Origin of the sequence: Streptomyces sp. NPDC058464, from assembly GCF_042721035.1 — a bacterium.
Lineage (GTDB): Bacteria > Actinomycetota > Actinomycetes > Streptomycetales > Streptomycetaceae > Streptomyces.
Window position 1 is genome coordinate 44322 of record NZ_JBHXMA010000002.1, and the last position, 17873, is coordinate 62194.

The following is a 17873-nucleotide window of genomic DNA, read 5'->3' on the forward strand; positions in this document are numbered from 1 at the left end:
GGGGGCTGTGAGCACACAGCCCCCCGCCGACGCCCCCGCGGGCGCCGGGGCCGAGGCCCGGCACGCCATCGAGACGGTCTTCCGGCTCGAATCGCCCCGCGTGATCGCAGGGGTCGCCCGGATCGTCCGGGACGTCGGCATCGCGGAGGAGCTGGCGCAGGACGCGCTGGTCGCCGCCCTGGAACAGTGGCCCCGGGACGGCGTGCCCGACAACCCGGGCGCCTGGCTGACGGCCACCGCCCGGCACCGCGCCGTCGATCTGGTCCGGCGCCGGGAGAACTACGCCCGCAAGCTCGCGGAGATCGGCCGCAGCACGGAGACGACGGCCCCGCCCGAGGAACCCGCCGACCCGGACGACATCGACGACGACCTGCTCCGCCTGGTCTTCACCACCTGCCATCCGGTGCTGTCGCCCGAGGCCCGCACGGCCCTCACCCTGCGCCTCCTCGGCGGCCTGACCACGGCCGAGATCGCCCGCGCCTTCCTGGTCCCCGAGCCGACCGTCGCCCAGCGCATCGTCCGCGCCAAGCGCACCCTCGCCACGAGGAACATCGCCTTCGAGGTGCCGTACGGCCCCGACCGCGAGGCCCGGCTCGGCTCGGTCCTGGACGTCATCTACCTGATCTACAACGAGGGTTACGCGGCCACGGCGGGCGACGACTGGCTGCGCCCGTCGCTGTGCGAGGACGCGCTGCGGCTGGCCCGCGTGCTCTCGGGGCTGATGCCGAAGGAGCCGGAGGTGCACGCCCTCGCCGCCCTCCTGGAGTTCCAGTCCTCCCGCACGGCCGCCCGCACCGGCCCCGACGGCGCACCGGTCCTCCTCCGGGACCAGAACCGCCGCCGCTGGAACCGCATGCTCGTCGCCCGCGGGATCAGGGCCCTCGCCCGCGCGGACGCCACGGCGGCCGGCGCCCCGGGGCCGTACGCCCTGCAGGCGGCCATCGCGGCCTGCCACGCGCACGCGTACACGTACGAGGAGACCGACTGGAAGGCCATCGCCACCCTCTACGGCCTGCTGGCCGCCCGCTCCCCGTCCCCCGTCGTCGAGCTGAACCGGGCGGTGGCCGTGTCGATGGCGGACGGCCCGGCGGCGGCCCTGGCGCTCGTGGACCCGCTGACCGCCGAACCCGCCCTGCGCGACTACCACCTGCTGCCGAGCGTCCGCGGCGACCTGCTGGCCCGCCTCGGGCGGACGGCCGAGGCCCGCGCGGAGTTCGAGCGGGCGGCGGCCCTGGCCCGCAACGAGCGGGAACGGGAGCTGCTGCTGCGGCGGGCGCGAGAGCTCTAGGCACGTCGGGGGGAGCGCCCCGAAGGGGCGCGGGGCCGTCCTCGATGTGCGGCTGCCGCCGCGTGGACGCGACCAGCCACGACGGCGCGGCGGGAAGCTCGACGGCACCTCCGGCGGAGCGCTCAGGGACGTGCCGGGCGGCCCAGCAGCATGGTCGGGGCGCCCGCCACCCGGGTCAGGAAGACGGTCGCCGTGTTGCGTCCCTGCGGCTTCGGCAGGGCCTTCCTGCGCAGCTCCTCGGGCTCCACCGCCGACCCGCGCTTCTTCACGGTCAGGTTCCCGACCTCGCGCTCGCGCAGCAGTGCCTTCAGCTTCTTCACGTTGAAGGGGAGTTCGTCGGTGATCTCGTACGCCGTCGCGTAGGGCGTGGCCCTGAGCGTGTCGGCCGTGATGTACGCGATCGTCGGGTCGACCAGACCGCCGGCGAGTTCCTCGGCCACCTCGGCGACCAGGTGGGCGCGGATGACGGCGCCGTCGGGCTCGTACAGGTAACGGCCGACCGGCCGGACCGCGGGGTCGGGGAGGCCGCGGCCGAGCAGGGTGCGCGGGCCCGGGAGGAGGGTGGCGCGGACGGCTCCCGGGGCACCGGTGCCGAACCAGAGGACGGCCTCCTTCACGTCGCCTGCGTCCGAGATCCACTCCGCCTCGGCGGCCGCCGGGACCGCCTCGTGCGGGATGCCGGGGGCGATCTTCAGCGCGGCGGTCCGTGCCCGGTGGGCCGTCTCGACCGCCCAGGACAGGGGCGGTGAGTAGGCCTCCGGGTCGAAGATGCGGCCGCGGCCGCCGCGCCGGGCCGGGTCGACGAAGACGGCGTCGTGGCCGGCCGTGTCCACCTCCTGGACGTCCGCCTCCCGGACCTCGATCAGGGAGGCGAGCCCGAGCGCCTCGGCGTTCGCCCGCGCGGTGGCCGCCGTCACCGGGTCCCGGTCCACGGCGAGGACGCGGATCCCGGCCCGCGCCAGCGCGATCGCGTCGCCCCCGATGCCGCAGCACAGGTCGGCGACCGAGGTGACCCCCAGCGCCTTCATCCGCTCCGCCCGGTACGTGGCGACACTCGCCCGCGTCGACTGCTCGACCCCGTTCGGCGTGAAGAACATGCGGCCCGCGTCCGCGTCCCCGAACTTCGCCGCCGCCCGCTGCCGCAGCCGGGCCTGGGCCAGCGCCGCCGACACCAGTTCGGCGGGGTGCTCGCGGCGCAGCCGGGTGGCCACGGCGAGCTCGTCGGCGGGCGCGGTGCCGCGCACCTCGTCGAGGAGGGCGCGGCCCTCGGGGGTGAGGAGGGGGGAGAGGTGGTCGTTCACCGGGTCATTGTCGGCCAGTCGGTGGATGGTTCGCCTCCGGCCGCGGTGTCTGCCCGGGTTCCGGGAAGGTGCCTGGAAGGATCCGACGCCATGCGAGCAGTCGTACAAAATGACAAAAATAGGGCAGTACTCGCCGTTGCCGCCCTCGCCACGGCCGCTGCCGCCGTCGTCTCCGGCTGTGCCGGACCGGGGGACGGGGCCGACGTCCGCCCCGCCGCGGGCCAGCAGGCCCACCGGGGCGCCGCTCCCGACTCCCGCGCCGCCCTGGTCGCCGCCGCCCGGCGCTGGGACCTGGACGCGGTCCCGCTGCAACCCCCGGCCCCGCCCAGGCTCAAGCCGAGGATCACCGCTCGCGACGGCTTCGAGGTGGACGGCCAGGAGGAGGACGACCTGCCCCCGGTCTTCACCACCATCCCGACCAGGAAGAAGGTCGTCTTCCTCACCATCGACGACGGCGCCGAGAAGGATCCGGACTTCCTGCGGATGATGAGCGAGCTGCGGATCCCCTACAGCGCGTTCCTCAGCAACTACCTGGTCAAGGACGACTACGGCTACTTCCGCCGGATGCAGGCCGAGGGCCACACCCTCAACAACCACACCCTCACCCACCCCTACCTGCCGGGCCTGACCTACGAGGAGCAGAAGCACGAGATCTGCGGCATGCAGGAGATCATGGAGAGGGAGTTCGGCAAGGCGCCGACGGTCTTCCGCCCGCCCTACGGCAACTACAACGGCGACACCCTGCGCGCCGCCAAGGCCTGCGGCATCAAGTACGCGCCGATCTGGGACGAGGAGGTGTTCGTCGACCACTGGGAGTACCGGGAGTGGGACCGCGGACTGCACCCCGGTGACATCGTCCTCACGCACTTCCGGGGCCGGAACGACTGGGACGGCACCATGGTCGACGACATGCGCCGCTTCCTGAACAAGGTCACCCGCGACGGCTACGCGGTGGCGCGCCTGGAGGACTACCTGTGAGCCGACCGGGGGCGACGGCCGCGCTGCCGGCCGCCGCCCTCCTGGTCGTCCCCCTCCTGGCCGTCTCCCTCCTCCTGTCGGCCTGTGCCCCGTCCGTCGACCCCATCGAACGGCTCGGCAGGAAGGCGGCCGACCGGGTGCACCCGCAGGGCCCGGCCGGCGAGCCGGCGTACCGCAGATGGGGCCTGGCCGCGCCCCTCTCCCCGGCCCCCCGCCCGCCGCTGCACCCGCTGTCCTTCCGTACCGCCCTCCCCCCGGTCGTCGACCACGTCCCCACGTCCGACCGGGTCGTCTTCCTCACCTACGACGACGGCGCCGAGAAGGACCCCCGCTTCGTCGACATGGTCCGCGAACTGCGGCTGCCGGTGAGCATGTTCCTCACGGACAGCGTGGTCGGCCCCGGCTACGGCCACTTCGCCCGCCTCCAGTCGGTCGGCGCGAGCGTCCAGAACCACACCCTCGACCACCCGGCCATGCCCGGTCTGCCGTACGCCGGCCAGCGCGCCGAGATCTGCGGCCAGCAGGAGAAGCTGAAGTCCCGCTTCGGCATCCGCCCCCGCCTCTTCCGCCCGCCCTACGGCACCTACGACCGCACCACCCTCCGCGCCGCCGCCGACTGCGGTGTCACGGCGGTGGTCCTGTGGCGGGCGGCGATGACCCCCGACGGCATCACCTACCGGGGCGGGGACAAGCAGCTCCGCCCCGGCGACATCATCCTGGTGGGCCCCGACGAGGCCCTCGGCCCGACCCTCAGGGAGCGCACCGCCCGGCTGCTGCGCCGGGTGCAGGCGAGCGGGCTGACGGTGGGCCGGCTCGAGGACTACCTCTAGCCCACTATGACCTTGCAGCTTTAATGGTCAAGTCAATATCGGTGCTCTCTGCTGCCTATTACCGGCACTGTGGATCCATGTTAACTTGAATATTCACGTCAATGGATCCTCGCGCGGAGCAGGGGGCACAACATGAGCGCACTACTGACACCCGGCGTGGAGGTGCGGCGCGGTGACGCGCGGCTCGCGAGCCGGCTGTCCTGGCTCGACTCGAAGCACTCGTTCTCCCTCGGCACCCACCGGCCGGACCCGGCCAACACGCACCACGGGGTGCTGCTGGTCCACAACGAGGACCTGGTGCAGCCGGGCACGGGCTTCGACACCCACCCGCACCGGGACATGGAGATCGTCACCTGGGTGCTCAAGGGCTCGCTGGTCCACCAGGACTCCGGCGGCCACTCCGGCGTGATCTACCCGGGCCTGGCCCAGCGGATGAGCGCCGGCACCGGCATCCTGCACTCGGAGAAGAACGACACCTACCGGGCCGCCGGCGGGCCCCCGGTCGACCCCGTGCACTTCGTCCAGATGTGGGTCGTGCCCGACGAGGCCGGCGTCACCCCTGGCTACGAACAGCTGGAGATCGACGCCGAGCTGCTGTCCGGCGGGCTGGTCACGGTGGCGTCCGGCATGGACCGGCACAGGGACGCGAGCGCCATCCGGATCCGGAACCGGCACGCCGCGCTGTACGCGGCACGGCTGCGCCCCGGCGGGCAGGCAACCCTGCCCGAGGCGCCGTACCTGCACCTGTTCGTCGCCCGTGGCGCGGTGGACCTGGAGGGCGTCGGGGCGCTCGGCGAGGGTGACGCCGCGCGCTTCACGGCCACCGGCGGGCACCGGGTGACGGCCTCGGGACCCGCCGAGATCCTGGTGTGGGAGATGCGCGCCGCCGTCGATCTGTGACCCCCGAGGGGGCCGATTCCGGCGGCGCGCCGCCCGCAATTGGCACTCCGCTTGACCGAGTGCTAATCGCGGTCATAGTCTCGGCTCTGGCACTCGGCAGACGAGAGTGCCAACAACGCGACGGGCAGGTCCGGCACCCGCGACGACGGATCGACCTGGTCGCCACCTCAGACAGTTAACCCCGTGAGATCTCCGAAGGGGGAGGTCGGATCGTGACGACCGCCAGCTCCAAGGTTGCCATCAAGCCGCTTGAGGACCGCATCGTGGTCCAGCCGCTCGACGCCGAGCAGACCACGGCCTCCGGCCTGGTCATCCCGGACACCGCGAAGGAGAAGCCCCAGGAGGGCGCCGTCCTCGCCGTGGGCCCGGGCCGTTTCGAGAACGGCGAGCGCCTGCCGCTCGACGTCAAGGTCGGCGACGTCGTTCTGTACAGCAAGTACGGCGGCACCGAGGTGAAGTACAACGGCGACGAGTACCTCGTCCTCTCGGCTCGCGACGTGCTCGCGATCATCGAGAAGTAATTCACCCGAAGCACATTCTGCTTTGAGCTGCGCCCCTGGCCCCCGCGACCTTATGAAGCCGGGCGTCGGGGGCGCGGTTCGTTTCACCCACGTTTTCCGAGAGGGCTGAACCGCTCCCATGGCGAAGATCCTGAAGTTCGACGAGGACGCCCGTCGCGCCCTCGAGCGCGGCGTCAACAAGCTTGCCGACACGGTCAAGGTGACGATCGGCCCCAAGGGCCGCAACGTCGTCATCGACAAGAAGTTCGGCGCCCCCACCATCACCAACGACGGTGTCACGATCGCCCGCGAGGTCGAGCTCGACGACCCGTACGAGAACCTCGGCGCCCAGCTGGTGAAGGAGGTGGCGACCAAGACCAACGACATCGCGGGTGACGGTACGACCACCGCCACCGTGCTGGCCCAGGCGCTCGTCCGCGAGGGTCTGAAGAACGTCGCCGCGGGCGCCTCCCCGGCCGCCCTGAAGAAGGGCATCGACGCCGCCGTCGCCGCAGTCTCCGACGAGCTGCTCTCCTCCGCCCGGCCGATCGACGACAAGGCCGACATCGCCGCCGTCGCCGCGCTGTCCGCCCAGGACACGCAGGTCGGCGAGCTCATCGCCGAGGCGATGGACAAGGTCGGCAAGGACGGTGTCATCACCGTCGAGGAGTCCAACACCTTCGGTCTGGAGCTGGACTTCACCGAGGGCATGGCCTTCGACAAGGGCTACCTGTCGCCGTACTTCGTGACGGACCAGGAGCGCATGGAGGCCGTCCTGGAGGACCCCTACATCCTCATCAACCAGGGCAAGGTCTCCTCCATCGCCGACCTGCTCCCGCTGCTGGAGAAGGTCATCCAGGCGGGTGCCTCCCGGCCGCTGCTGATCATCGCCGAGGACGTCGAGGGCGAGGCCCTCTCCACCCTCGTCGTCAACAAGATCCGCGGCACCTTCAACGCGGTCGCGGTCAAGGCTCCCGGCTTCGGCGACCGCCGCAAGGCGATGCTGGAGGACCTGGCGACCCTCACCGGCGGCACGGTCGTCTCCGAGGAGGTCGGCCTCAAGCTCGACCAGGTCGGCCTGGACGTGCTCGGCTCCGCCCGCCGCGTCACCGTCACCAAGGACGACACCACGGTCGTCGACGGCGCCGGTGACTCCGCCGCCGTCACGGGCCGCGTCGCCCAGATCAAGGCCGAGATCGAGAACACCGACTCCGACTGGGACCGCGAGAAGCTCCAGGAGCGCCTCGCGAAGCTGGCCGGCGGCGTGTGCGTGATCAAGGTCGGCGCCGCCACCGAGGTGGAGCTGAAGGAGAAGAAGCACCGTCTGGAGGACGCCATCTCCGCGACCCGCGCCGCGGTCGAGGAGGGCATCGTCTCCGGTGGTGGCTCCGCGCTCGTCCACGCCGCGAAGGTCCTGGAGGACGGCCTCGGCAAGACGGGCGACGAGGCGACCGGTGTGGCCGTCGTCCGCCGCGCCGTCGTCGAGCCGCTGCGCTGGATCGCCGAGAACGCCGGCCTGGAGGGCTACGTCATCACCTCCAAGGTCGCCGAGCTCGACAAGGGCCAGGGCTTCAACGCCGCCACCGGCGAGTACGGCGACCTGGTCAAGGCCGGTGTCATCGACCCGGTCAAGGTCACCCGCTCCGCCCTGGAGAACGCCGCCTCCATCGCCTCCCTGCTCCTGACGACCGAGACCCTGGTCGTCGAGAAGAAGGAAGAGGAAGAGGCCGCCGCCGCGGGCCACTCCCACGGCCACTCGCACTGAGACGACGGTCTCCGAGGCATCAGCCTCTGGGAGGCAGTCTCTCGGGAAGCAGTCTCCGAGGAAGCCCCCGCTCCCGGTCGTCCGCCGGGAACGGGGGCTTCGCCCCTCGCGGGTACTTCGATGGTCGGCCTAGTTCTCCAGCGCGTCCAGCGCTCCCAGCTGTGCCAGCAGCCCCATCCGGTCGTACTGCAGCCAGCCCTCGGCCATCTTCCCGCCGGCGTCGAAGCGGTGGATCGTCGTCCCGGCCATGGTGACCTGCCGCCCGGTGTTCGGCACCCCCATGAACTCCGCCTGCTGCACCCCCGTCCAGAGCCACCTGGTGCACACCCGGTCGCCCTGGGCGATCTGGTCCTCGACCAGGAACGAGAAGTCGAAGGCCCGCCGCCACATCTCCAGCTTGCGCCGCATCGCGTCCATGCCGATGGTGTCCTGGCCCTCGACCGGATCGTGGTCGTGGTAGTCCTCGGCGAGCAGACCGTCCAGCGGTGCCAGCGGGCCGGCCGCCGCGATCGTGTCGAAGAACCGCCGCGCGGTGCCGGCGTACAGCCCCTCGTCACGCACCACGTCCAGATCGGTGAACGTCGGCGTCCCCTCGCAGAGCGCCAGCAGCTCGTGGAACACCTTGTCGGTCTCCGGGAGACGCGAGTTCCGCATCGCCTCCTCGTACGACGGGAACTCCACGATCTCCACGACGTGCTGCGCGTCGGCGCGGTCCTGGCCGACCAGCGTGTGCGTCGCCGTCCGCTTCCCCTTGGTCTGCTCCACCCACCTGTCCATCAGCCGGTCCATCTCGTCGAACCGCCTGGTCCTGCACTCGATGAGCTGCACGAACGTCATGAAACCGCCTCCGGCCCCCCTGCGGGTGCGACCGAACGCCACCATCGTCTCACCGGCCCGGTCCGCGCCGCGCGCGGTGCCGCCCGGACCGTTGCCGCGGCTACTGCGGCTACCGCGACTACGGCGGGTGCTTCGGCTTCGGCGGCTACTGCGGCCCGTACTTGCGGCCCGTCTTCGAGCTGATGCCGCCCACCAGTCCGCGCGGCGCCATCTTCGCCAGACCGGTCAGCACCTTGTAGCGGGGATCCGGGATCGACAGCGTCTTGCCGCGCGCGAGGTCGGCCAGCGCCGCCGCGACCAGCTTGTCGGCGTCCAGCCACATCCAGCCCGGGATGTTGTCCGTGCCCATCCCGGCCCGCTGATGGAACTCCGTACGGACGAACCCCGGCGCCAGCGCCATCAGCCGGACCCCGCTGCCCGCGAGATCGCGCGCCGCGCCCTGGGTGAACTGCACGACCCACGCCTTGGAGGCGCCGTACGTCCCGCGCGGCACGAACGCCGCCACCGACGCCACGTTGACCACTCCGCCGCGGCCGCGCTCGCGCATCGCCTCGGCCGCCGCCGAGGTCAGCCGAAGCACCGCCTCGCAGTGCACCTTGAGCATGCGCAGCTCGTCGGCCATCGAGACGTCCAGATAGTGGCCCTTGTTGCCGAAGCCGGCGTTGTTGACCAGCAGGTCGACCGGGTTCCTGCGGTCGGCGAGCCGGGCGGCGACCGCCTCGATGCCGGCGTCCTCGGCGAGGTCGGCGGTGAGCACCTCCGCCTCGATGCCGTGCCGGTCGTGCAGCTCGGTCGCCTGCTCGCGCAGCCGCTTGGTGTCCCGGGCCACCAGGACGAGGTTGTGCCCGTCGGCCGCCAGCCGCCGCGCGAACGCGGCACCGATCCCCGCGGTCGATCCCGTAATCAGAGCCGTTGTCATGGACCAAGGGTAGTTACCCGGACTGACGGCGTCCGCTGTGCGCACCGGCTCTCCCGAAGGGTGAAGCACCGGTGAACGGCCTGCGCGTGACGGTCGTTCAGCCGCCCTGCGCCGCCACGTACTTCCGCGCCTGCGCCAGCGCCTCCGGGTGCAGCGCGGCGCCCGCCGCGAGCAACCGGGGCAGCAGCTCGCGCTCTGTGGTGGTCGCGCGGAACTCCATCGCCGCCGTCACCCCGTGCTCCGGCCGGAGCACGACCTCGATCGGGTCGCCGGCTCTGATCTCGCCCGGTTCGATCACCCGGAGGTAGGCACCGGTGGCACCCTTCCGCGTGAACCTCTTCACCCATCCCCGCTCGCCCAGATGGCCCTGAAAAGTACGGCACGGGATGCGCCCGGAGGTGACCTCCAGTACGACCTCGGAGCCGATCCGCCAGCGCTCGCCGATCAGCGCATCCGACACGTTCAGCCCGTTTGTCGTGAGGTTCTCACCGAAACAGCCGTTCGGCAGCGGCCGGCCGAGCTCCTTCTCCCAGTCGTCGAGGTCCTCGCGCGCGAACGCGTACACCGCCTGGTCGTCGCCGCCGTGATGGCGCAGCTCGCACACCGCGTCCCCGGCCAGCCCGCTGCCCGCGACGCCCTTCGGCCCGGGCGCCGCCACCCGCACCGGCCCGTCCACCGGCCGCTTGTCGATGCCGGTCACGCCGTCCTTCTGGTCAGTGTGGGGCGACGGCGTGGGACGGCCGAGGTTCACCGAGAGAAGCTCCATGCTCCGACGGTACGGGACCACTCTCAAAGGGTCGACGCATTTTCGGGCGCCATGTCCAAGTCCGTCTTATGCTCAGGGGGTGATCGAAGCACGTCATCTCCGCGTCCTGCGCGCCGTCGCCACCACCGGTTCCTTCTCGGCGGCAGGGCGCGAACTGGGCTGCACGCAGCCCGCCGTCAGCCAGCAGATGAAGGCCCTGGAGACCTCCGTGGGCACCCCGCTGCTGGTCCGCAACGGCCGTGAGATGCGCCTGACCCAGGCCGGCGAGGCCCTGGTCCGGCACGCCTCCGGGATCCTCGCCGGGCTCACCGCCGCCGAGGAGGAGGTCGCCGCGATCGCCGGGCTGCGGGCCGGCCGGGTGCGTCTGGTCTCCTTCCCGAGCGGCAGCTCCACCCTGGTCCCGACGGCCCTCGCCGCCCTGCGCGCCGCCCACCCCGGCACCCGCGTCTCCCTGGAGGAGGCCGAGCCGCCGAAGTCCGTGGAGCTGCTGCGCGCGGGCGACTGCGACATCGCGCTCGCCTTCCGCTACGAGGGCGCGGCGGACGCCGAGGAGTGGGACGACCTGGTGGTGCGGCCGCTGCTGACCGACCGGCTCGTCGGCCTGCTGCCCGAGCGGCACCGGCTCGCCCGCGCGGAGTCCGTCGCCCTCGGCGAACTCGCCGACGAGCCCTGGATCGCAGGCTGCCCGCGCTGCCGGGGACAGCTCGTCCAGGCGTGCGAGAGCGCGGGCTTCACGCCCCGCATCGACTTCGCCACCGACGACTACCCGGCCGTGGTCGGCCTGGTGGGCGCGGGTCTGGGGGTGGCCGTCCTGCCCCGGCTGGCGATCGAGTCGGTACGGCCGAGAGGCGCGCGCACGGTGGCGCTGGAACCCGCGGTACGGCGCGAGATCGTCGCCCTCACCCTGCCCGACCTGGCACAGGTGCCGGCCGTGGCGGCGACGCTGGAGCAGCTGGGGCGGGCGGCCCGGCGGGCGTGAGCGAAAGCGCTGGGCGGGCGTGGCCGAAGGCGCTGGGCGGGCGTGGCCGAAGGCGCTGGGCGGGCGTGGCCGAAGGCGCTGGGCGGGCGTGACCGAAGGCGCTGGGCGGGCGCGAAGGACGCCGGGCGGGTGCGGCAGGGTGCCGGACGGCTACGGCGGGCCCCGGACAGGTGCGGCAAGGCCGCGGGCACGCGTGAAGGCGCCGGGCACGCGTGCGTGCCCGAGCGGCAGCAGATCGTCAACGGACTGTCAACAGATTGCAGAAACGTTCATTCATGTGCGGAGGCGGAGCCGCCGCTGGTTGTCGACGCCGACACCAGCCTGTTGCGCGCCCGCCCCATGAGCTCTTCGCGCTCGTCCTCGGTCAGGCCGCCCCACACGCCGTACGGTTCGCGGACCGCCAGCGCGTGCGCCGCGCACTCCGCGCGGACCGGGCACCTCATGCAGACCTCCTTGGCCGAGTTCTCACGGGCACTCCGAGCCGCCCCGCGCTCGCCCTCGGGATGGAAGAAGAGCGAGCTGTCGACCCCACGGCAGGCAGCCAGGAGCTGCCAGTCCCACAGGTCCGCGTTCGGTCCGGGAAGGCGGGAGAAATCTGCCATTACGTGACCCCTTGTAGCCGTTCTGGGCGGATACGGTGCCAACGACCGTACATCTCCGGTCTAGAGAGATGAAAATATGACTCATTGGCAATCTAGCCCCAGACACCGTGAAACGGGAAGAAAAAGGGCTAAATGGGGCATTGGATGTGATGAAAAGTTGAGGGTCTGACGTCCATGTCTGCACCGTGTCCGCACCCTCACGTAGAGTGCCGAAGACGGCATGCAGCCCCGTAACTCTTTCGAGTGACCGTCGTTGAGAGTGCGGTGGCGGTTGAAGCAACAAGCGCTCGGGCAGGCGTCCGAGACGTTCGACCGCACAGGTGACGATTCCGTACCAGCCTGGAGGCTCAAGGTGACGCGCATCAGCTGCGGAGGGCGGTCATGACATCCGTCCTCGTCTGCGACGACTCCCCGCTTGCCCGAGAGGCGCTGCGCCGCGCGGTGGCGACCGTGCCCGGCGTCGAGCGCGTGACGACGGCGGCCAACGGCGAGGAAGTCCTCCGCCGCTGGGGTGCCGACCGATCCGACCTGATCCTGATGGATGTGCGCATGCCCGGACTGGGCGGCGTCGAGACCGTGCGCCGGCTGCTGTCCGCCGACCCCGGCGCGCGCATCATCATGCTCACGGTCGCCGAGGACCTGGACGGTGTGGCCCTGGCCGTCGCCGCCGGCGCCCGCGGCTACCTGCACAAGGACGCCTCGCGCGCCGAACTGCGGGCCACCGTGACGCAGGCCCTCGCCGACCCGACCTGGCGACTGGCGCCCCGGCGCCTGCGCTCGGCCGAGATGGGCGCCGCGCCCACGCTCACCGCGCGCGAGATCCAGGTCCTGGAGGGCATGAGTCACGGCCGCTCCAACGCCGAGATCGGCCGCGAGCTGTTCCTCTCCGAGGACACCGTGAAGACCCACGCCCGGCGCCTGTTCAAGAAGCTCGGAGCCTCCGACCGCGCCCACGCGGTTGCCCTCGGCTTCCGCTGGGGACTGGTTCGTTAGTACGGCGGTGAGCTGCGCCGCAGCGGGAGGACGGACCGACCGGACGCCCCCGCCTACCCCACGGTGGGCGGGGTCCGCAAGGCCTGGCGCCGGAGGCCCGCTGCTCGTTTCGGCGCGGATGCCGCATCCTTGAGGTGTGGAGTCTCTCGGGGACGAGTCGTTCGAGCGGAAGGGGAGGGCGCAGGAGATGAGTTCCGGCGCACCTGCTCATAACGCTTCGGTGCACAACGACGGACGCGATGCCACGCCGCCGACGGCAGCAGGGCACCATGGACCGATGCGCGACGACGAGGCGGTCACTGCCGTAGGGACGATCGGTGCTCTCGTCCATCGCGCCGTAGACGGGGACGAGCAGGCCACGCACGACCTGCTCGCCCATGTCCACCCCCTCGCGCTGCGCTACTGCCGTACCCGCCTGTCCCGTCTCCCGGGCGATGCCCGGCACTTCGTCGAGGACCTCGCCCAGGAGGTCTGCGTGGCGGTCCTGCTGGCCCTGCCCCGGTACCGCGACACCGGCCGCCCCTTCGAGGCCTTCGTCTTCGCGATCGCCTCCCACAAGGTCGCCGACCTCCAGCGCGCCGCGATGCGCCACCCGGGCTCCACGGTCGTCCCCTCGGACGAGATGCCGGAACGCCCCGACGACTCCCTCGGCCCCGAGGAGCGCGCACTGCTCAGCAGCGACGCCGAATGGGCCAAGAAACTCCTCGCCAACCTCCCGGAGAACCAGCGCGAGCTGCTGCTGCTCCGCATCGCCGTGGGCCTCACGGCCGAGGAGACCGGCCAGATGTTGGGAATGTCACCGGGTGCGGTGCGCGTGGCCCAGCACCGGGCCCTGAGCCGGCTGCGGGCGCTGGCGGAGCAGTAGGCGGAGCCCCTTCCGCCCCGGGTCTCCGGCCTGCCACGGCCTCACACCCGTGCCCCCGATGAACAGGCGCGCACCCGTTTCCGTACGAACATACGAAGCCCTGAGCTGAGTCGTACCGTGGAATTTGGGACCCGTGCTTCCCGTTAGCATGGGCATCCGCACCGTTCAAGGCCATTTGGGGAAGGTGTCATGACTGCCAACGTCGACGGAGTGCCCGACAAATTCGCGACACTCGGGCTGACCTACGACGACGTGCTGCTGCTGCCGGGCGCATCCGAAGTGCTCCCCAACGCGGTCGACACCTCGTCCCGCATCTCCCGCAACGTCCGGGTCAACATCCCGCTGCTCTCCGCGGCGATGGACAAGGTGACCGAGTCCCGCATGGCCATCGCGATGGCCCGGCTCGGCGGTGTCGGCGTGCTGCACCGCAACCTCTCCGTCGAGGACCAGGTCAACCAGGTCGACCTCGTCAAGCGGTCCGAGTCCGGCATGGTCACCGACCCGATCACGGTGCACCCGGAGGCGACCCTCGCCGAGGCCGACGCGCTGTGCGCCAAGTTCCGCATCAGCGGCGTGCCCGTCACCGACCCGGCCGGCAAGCTGCTCGGCATCGTCACCAACCGCGACATGGCCTTCGAGTCCGACCGGACCCGCCAGGTGCGCGAGGTCATGACCCCGATGCCGCTGATCACCGGCAGGGTCGGCACCTCCGGCGTCGAGGCCATGGAGCTGCTGCGCCGGCACAAGATCGAGAAGCTGCCGCTGGTCGACGACGAGGGCGTTCTCAAGGGCCTGATCACGGTCAAGGACTTCGTCAAGGCCGAGAAGTACCCGAACGCCGCCAAGGACTCCGAGGGCCGGCTGCTCGTCGGTGCCGCCGTGGGCGCCAGCCCCGAGGCGCTGGAGCGGGCCCAGGCGCTCGCCGAGGCCGGCGTGGACTTCCTGGTCGTCGACACCTCGCACGGCCACAACAGCAACGCCCTGAGCTGGATGGCGAAGATCAAGTCGAGCGTGGGCGTCGACGTGATCGGCGGCAACGTCGCCACCCGTGACGGCGCGCAGGCCCTGATCGACGCCGGCGTCGACGGCATCAAGGTCGGCGTGGGCCCCGGCTCGATCTGCACCACCCGCGTGGTCGCCGGCATCGGCGTCCCGCAGGTCACCGCCATCTACGAGGCCTCCCTGGCCGCCCGCCCGGCCGGCATCCCGCTCATCGGCGACGGCGGCCTGCAGTACTCCGGCGACATCGGCAAGGCCCTCGCGGCCGGCGCCGACACGGTGATGCTGGGCTCCCTCCTCGCGGGCTGCGAGGAGTCCCCGGGCGAGCTGCTCTTCATCAACGGCAAGCAGTTCAAGTCCTACCGCGGCATGGGCTCGCTCGGCGCCATGCAGTCGCGCGGCCAGGGCAAGTCGTACTCCAAGGACCGCTACTTCCAGGCCGAGGTCTCCTCCGACGACAAGCTCGTCCCCGAGGGCGTCGAGGGCCAGGTGCCCTACCGCGGCCCGCTGGCCAACGTGCTGCATCAGCTCGTCGGCGGCCTGCGCCAGACCATGGGCTACGTGGGCGCGGCCACCGTCGACGAGATGGAGTCCAAGGGCCGCTTCGTGCGGATCACCGCCGCGGGCCTCAAGGAGAGCCACCCGCACGACATCCAGATGACGGTCGAGGCGCCGAACTACAGCCGCAGCAAGTAGCCGCAAGTAGTCACCACGGCCTTTCCAGGGCGGTCCCGGGCGCACCGGGGCCGCCCTTGCCGTACCCGTCGGCGATACTGGTAGACGCTGAAACGCAGAGGGAAAGGCCACAGACGTGACTGAGATCGAGATCGGGCGCGGCAAGCGCGGCCGCCGGGCGTACGCCTTCGACGACATCGCCGTCGTCCCCAGCCGCCGTACGCGGGACCCGAAGGAGGTCTCGATCGCCTGGCAGATCGACGCCTACCGCTTCGAGCTGCCGTTCCTGGCCGCTCCCATGGACTCCGTCGTCTCCCCGGCCACCGCGATCCGCATCGGCGAGCTCGGCGGCCTGGGCGTCCTCAACCTCGAAGGCCTCTGGACGCGGCACGAGGACCCGCAGCCGCTGCTCGACGAGATCATCGGGCTGGACGCCGACACCGCCACCCGCCGTCTCCAGGAGATCTACTCCGCCCCCATCAAGGAGGAGCTGATCGGCGCGCGCATCAAGGAGGTGCGCGACTCCGGCGTGGTCACGGCGGCCGCGCTCTCCCCGCAGCGCACCGCGCAGTTCTCCAAGGCGGTCGTGGACGCGGGCGTGGACATCTTCGTCATCCGCGGTACGACGGTCTCCGCGGAGCACGTCTCGTCCTCGCACGAGCCGCTGAACCTGAAGCAGTTCATCTACGAGCTCGACGTCCCGGTGATCGTCGGCGGCTGCGCCACCTACACGGCGGCCCTGCACCTGATGCGCACGGGCGCGGCGGGCGTGCTCGTCGGCTTCGGCGGCGGCGCCGCCCACACCACGCGCAACGTGCTCGGCATCCAGGTCCCGATGGCGACCGCGGTCGCGGACGTGGCCGCCGCCCGCCGCGACTACATGGACGAGTCCGGCGGCCGCTACGTCCACGTGATCGCCGACGGCGGTGTCGGCTGGTCCGGCGACCTCCCCAAGGCGATCGCCTGCGGCGCCGACTCGGTGATGATGGGCTCCCCGCTGGCCCGCGCGACCGACGCGCCGGGCCAGGGCCACCACTGGGGCATGGAGGCCGTGAACGAGGAGCTTCCGCGCGGCAAGAAGGTCGACCTCGGCACGGTCGGCACCATCGAGGAGATCCTCACCGGCCCGTCCCACACCCCCGACGGCTCGATGAACCTCTTCGGCGCCCTGCGCCGAGCCATGGCCACGACCGGCTACAGCGAGCTCAAGGAGTTCCAGCGCGTCGAGGTGACGGTCGCGGACTCGCAGCACAAGCGGTAGCCGGCGGTAGTTCGTACGGCGGACGAGGCCGGTCACCCGGGACGGGCGACCGGCCCTTTCGCGTACCCGTGCGGGTACGCGGTACCCGTGCGGGCCGGTGGGGCCCGCTCAGAGCCGGTGCGCCGCGCCCGTCGGGGTCGCCCCGCGTGTGTCCAGCAGCAACTGGGCCTTCACGGACAGGCCCTGGAGGTCGTAGGTGCGGTGCTGCTGGACCAGGATCGTCAGGTCGGCGTCCGCGGCCGCCTCGTAGAGGGAGTCCGCGCGCGGGACCGGGCGGTCCAGGACGCTCCAGGACGAGACGTGCGGGTCGTGGTAGCTGACCGAGGCGCCGAGCTCCATGAGGCGGATCGCGAGCTCCTGGGCGGGGCTGTTCTGCTGGTCGGCCAGGTCGGCCTTGTAGGTGACCCCGAGCAGCAGCACGCGCGCGCCGCGCGCCGACTTGCCGTGCTCGTTGAGGAGGGCGGCGGCGCGCTGGACGACGTACCCCGGCATCCGGCTGTTGACCTGCTGGGCCAGCTCCACCATGCGCAGGCCGCGGCTCGTGCGGCCGGACAGGTCCTGGGCGACGCCGTGCCCGCCGATGCCGGGGCCGGGGCGGAAGGCCTGGAAGCCGAACGGCTTGGTCTCCGCGCAGCGGATGACGTCCCACAGGTCGACGCCCAGGTCGTGGCAGAGGACGGCCATCTCGTTGACGAGGGCGATGTTGACGTGCCGGAAGTTGGTCTCCAGGAGCTGCACGGTCTCGGCCTCACGCGGGCCACGCGCGCGTACCACCTTGTCGGTGAGCCGGCTGTAGAACGTGGCGGCCGACTCAGTGCACGCGGGCGTGAAGCCGCCGATGACCTTCGGGGTGTTGGCCGGCGTGAAGTCGCGATTGCCGGGATCCACCCGACTGGGCGAATAGGCGAGGTGGAAGTCGCGGCCCGCGCGCAGGCCGGAACCCTTCTCCAGCAGGGGCCGCAGGAAGTCCTCCGTCGTCCCCGGGTGGACCGGCGACTCCAGGATCACCGTCGTGTGCGGGCGCAGCCGCGCGGCCAGGGTGCGTGCGGCGGCCTCCACCTGGCTCAGATCGAGCCCGCCGTCGGCGCCGCGCGGGGTCGGCGCGCAGATCACCGCGGTCCGCACCCGCCCCAGCTGGGCCGGGTCCTCGATCACCCGGAAGCCCTTCGCGAGCATCCGGCGCAGCTCGGCGGGGCTGAGCGAGCCCGCCTCCGGGCCGGTGGCATAGCCGATCGTGGGCATGCCGGCGGCCACGGCGGCCTGGGCCAGGGGCAGGCCGTAGGGACCGAGTCCGATGACGGCGAGGTCTGCGGGCATGGCGTGGGCCGTCCTTCCCAGTAACCGAAGCGGGACAGGTGCGCAAGCCCTGTGGACAGGATGAGCGAGGCGCACTGTCAGACTAGGAGTAAATATGA

General features: G+C 71.7%; 17 protein-coding genes. 11 read left to right on the plus strand and 6 right to left on the minus strand.

Annotation, left to right across the window (positions count from 1 at the left end; all coding sequences use genetic code 11):
* Positions 1 to 7 precede the first annotated feature (7 nt).
* The gene (locus tag ACFWPQ_RS03195; RefSeq protein ID WP_384029399.1) at positions 8 to 1288 is read left to right on the plus strand and encodes an RNA polymerase sigma factor; all 1281 of its coding nucleotides are present in this window, start codon (positions 8 to 10) and stop codon (positions 1286 to 1288) included.
* A 122-nt stretch (positions 1289 to 1410) separates the two neighbouring features.
* On the opposite strand, the gene ACFWPQ_RS03200 is transcribed toward ACFWPQ_RS03195, so the two are convergent.
* The gene (locus ACFWPQ_RS03200; protein ID WP_361283055.1) at positions 1411 to 2589 is read right to left on the minus strand and encodes a class I SAM-dependent methyltransferase; all 1179 of its coding nucleotides are present in this window, start codon (positions 2587 to 2589) and stop codon (positions 1411 to 1413) included.
* Positions 2590 to 2679: 90 nt separating this feature from the next.
* Between ACFWPQ_RS03200 and ACFWPQ_RS03205 the strand changes: the two genes are divergently transcribed.
* The 5 genes from ACFWPQ_RS03205 to groL all read left to right on the plus strand — a co-directional run bounded on the left by ACFWPQ_RS03205 (position 2680) and on the right by groL (position 7562).
* The gene (locus tag ACFWPQ_RS03205; RefSeq protein ID WP_384029401.1) at positions 2680 to 3567 is read left to right on the plus strand and encodes a polysaccharide deacetylase family protein; all 888 of its coding nucleotides are present in this window, start codon (positions 2680 to 2682) and stop codon (positions 3565 to 3567) included.
* Entirely contained in the window at positions 3564 to 4397 is an 834-nt protein-coding gene (locus ACFWPQ_RS03210) for a polysaccharide deacetylase family protein (RefSeq protein ID WP_384029403.1), read from the plus strand. The genes ACFWPQ_RS03205 and ACFWPQ_RS03210 overlap by 4 nt, the downstream gene beginning before the upstream one ends.
* A gap of 132 nt (positions 4398 to 4529) precedes the next feature.
* Entirely contained in the window at positions 4530 to 5297 is a 768-nt protein-coding gene (locus ACFWPQ_RS03215) for a pirin family protein (RefSeq protein WP_384029405.1), read from the plus strand.
* Between the two features lie 212 nt (positions 5298 to 5509).
* Positions 5510 to 5818 (plus strand): co-chaperone GroES, encoded by a 309-nt coding sequence (gene groES / locus ACFWPQ_RS03220; protein ID WP_004955293.1) that lies wholly within the window; start codon positions 5510 to 5512, stop codon positions 5816 to 5818.
* 118 nt (positions 5819 to 5936) lie between these two features.
* Positions 5937 to 7562, plus strand: coding sequence for a chaperonin GroEL (groL, locus tag ACFWPQ_RS03225; RefSeq protein WP_384029407.1), 1626 nt, complete (start codon positions 5937 to 5939; stop codon positions 7560 to 7562).
* A 129-nt stretch (positions 7563 to 7691) separates the two neighbouring features.
* On the opposite strand, the gene ACFWPQ_RS03230 is transcribed toward groL, so the two are convergent.
* From ACFWPQ_RS03230 to ACFWPQ_RS03240, 3 genes are all read right to left on the minus strand, one after another.
* The gene (locus ACFWPQ_RS03230; protein WP_384029409.1) at positions 7692 to 8399 is read right to left on the minus strand and encodes an ester cyclase; all 708 of its coding nucleotides are present in this window, start codon (positions 8397 to 8399) and stop codon (positions 7692 to 7694) included.
* Positions 8400 to 8544: 145 nt separating this feature from the next.
* Complete coding sequence (locus ACFWPQ_RS03235; protein ID WP_384029411.1) at positions 8545 to 9318, minus strand: SDR family NAD(P)-dependent oxidoreductase; 774 nt, start codon at positions 9316 to 9318, stop codon at positions 8545 to 8547.
* 97 nt (positions 9319 to 9415) lie between these two features.
* A complete protein-coding gene (locus ACFWPQ_RS03240; RefSeq protein WP_384029413.1) occupies positions 9416 to 10084 on the minus strand; it encodes an MOSC domain-containing protein in 669 nt (222 codons plus the stop codon).
* A 79-nt stretch (positions 10085 to 10163) separates the two neighbouring features.
* Here ACFWPQ_RS03240 and ACFWPQ_RS03245 point away from each other — a divergent pair, with 79 nt between their 5' ends.
* Positions 10164 to 11063, plus strand: a complete 900-nt coding sequence (locus ACFWPQ_RS03245) for a LysR family transcriptional regulator (protein ID WP_384029415.1) — start codon at positions 10164 to 10166, stop codon at positions 11061 to 11063.
* Positions 11064 to 11332: 269 nt separating this feature from the next.
* Here ACFWPQ_RS03245 and ACFWPQ_RS03250 read toward each other — a convergent pair whose 3' ends face one another.
* Entirely contained in the window at positions 11333 to 11665 is a 333-nt protein-coding gene (locus tag ACFWPQ_RS03250; protein WP_384029417.1) for a WhiB family transcriptional regulator, read from the minus strand.
* Between the two features lie 381 nt (positions 11666 to 12046).
* Here ACFWPQ_RS03250 and ACFWPQ_RS03255 point away from each other — a divergent pair, with 381 nt between their 5' ends.
* From ACFWPQ_RS03255 to ACFWPQ_RS03270, 4 genes are all read left to right on the plus strand, one after another.
* The gene (locus ACFWPQ_RS03255) at positions 12047 to 12658 is read left to right on the plus strand and encodes a response regulator transcription factor (protein WP_003948568.1); all 612 of its coding nucleotides are present in this window, start codon (positions 12047 to 12049) and stop codon (positions 12656 to 12658) included.
* Positions 12659 to 12935: 277 nt separating this feature from the next.
* Complete coding sequence (locus ACFWPQ_RS03260; protein WP_384029419.1) at positions 12936 to 13523, plus strand: sigma-70 family RNA polymerase sigma factor; 588 nt, start codon at positions 12936 to 12938, stop codon at positions 13521 to 13523.
* A 189-nt stretch (positions 13524 to 13712) separates the two neighbouring features.
* A complete protein-coding gene (gene guaB, locus ACFWPQ_RS03265) occupies positions 13713 to 15218 on the plus strand; it encodes an IMP dehydrogenase (RefSeq protein ID WP_361283073.1) in 1506 nt (501 codons plus the stop codon).
* Between the two features lie 115 nt (positions 15219 to 15333).
* The gene (locus ACFWPQ_RS03270) at positions 15334 to 16458 is read left to right on the plus strand and encodes a GuaB3 family IMP dehydrogenase-related protein (protein ID WP_384029421.1); all 1125 of its coding nucleotides are present in this window, start codon (positions 15334 to 15336) and stop codon (positions 16456 to 16458) included.
* A gap of 108 nt (positions 16459 to 16566) precedes the next feature.
* On the opposite strand, the gene ACFWPQ_RS03275 is transcribed toward ACFWPQ_RS03270, so the two are convergent.
* Positions 16567 to 17775: a nucleotide sugar dehydrogenase gene (locus ACFWPQ_RS03275; protein WP_384029423.1), complete on the minus strand. Its 1209-nt coding sequence runs from the start codon at positions 17773 to 17775 to the stop codon at positions 16567 to 16569.
* Positions 17776 to 17873: the final 98 nt, after the last annotated feature.

Coding starts and splice junctions, on each gene's coding strand:
- ACFWPQ_RS03260 (WP_384029419.1), top strand. CDS start 12,936: ATGCGCGACGACGAGGCGGTCACTGCCGTAGGGACGATCGGTGCTCTC.
- ACFWPQ_RS03215 (WP_384029405.1), top strand. CDS start 4,530: ATGAGCGCACTACTGACACCCGGCGTGGAGGTGCGGCGCGGTGACGCG.
- ACFWPQ_RS03230 (WP_384029409.1), bottom strand. CDS start 8,399: ATGACGTTCGTGCAGCTCATCGAGTGCAGGACCAGGCGGTTCGACGAG.
- ACFWPQ_RS03250 (WP_384029417.1), bottom strand. CDS start 11,665: ATGGCAGATTTCTCCCGCCTTCCCGGACCGAACGCGGACCTGTGGGAC.
- ACFWPQ_RS03275 (WP_384029423.1), bottom strand. CDS start 17,775: ATGCCCGCAGACCTCGCCGTCATCGGACTCGGTCCCTACGGCCTGCCC.
- guaB (WP_361283073.1), top strand. CDS start 13,713: ATGACTGCCAACGTCGACGGAGTGCCCGACAAATTCGCGACACTCGGG.
- ACFWPQ_RS03205 (WP_384029401.1), top strand. CDS start 2,680: ATGCGAGCAGTCGTACAAAATGACAAAAATAGGGCAGTACTCGCCGTT.
- ACFWPQ_RS03235 (WP_384029411.1), bottom strand. CDS start 9,318: ATGACAACGGCTCTGATTACGGGATCGACCGCGGGGATCGGTGCCGCG.
- groL (WP_384029407.1), top strand. CDS start 5,937: ATGGCGAAGATCCTGAAGTTCGACGAGGACGCCCGTCGCGCCCTCGAG.
- ACFWPQ_RS03240 (WP_384029413.1), bottom strand. CDS start 10,084: ATGGAGCTTCTCTCGGTGAACCTCGGCCGTCCCACGCCGTCGCCCCAC.
- ACFWPQ_RS03255 (WP_003948568.1), top strand. CDS start 12,047: ATGACATCCGTCCTCGTCTGCGACGACTCCCCGCTTGCCCGAGAGGCG.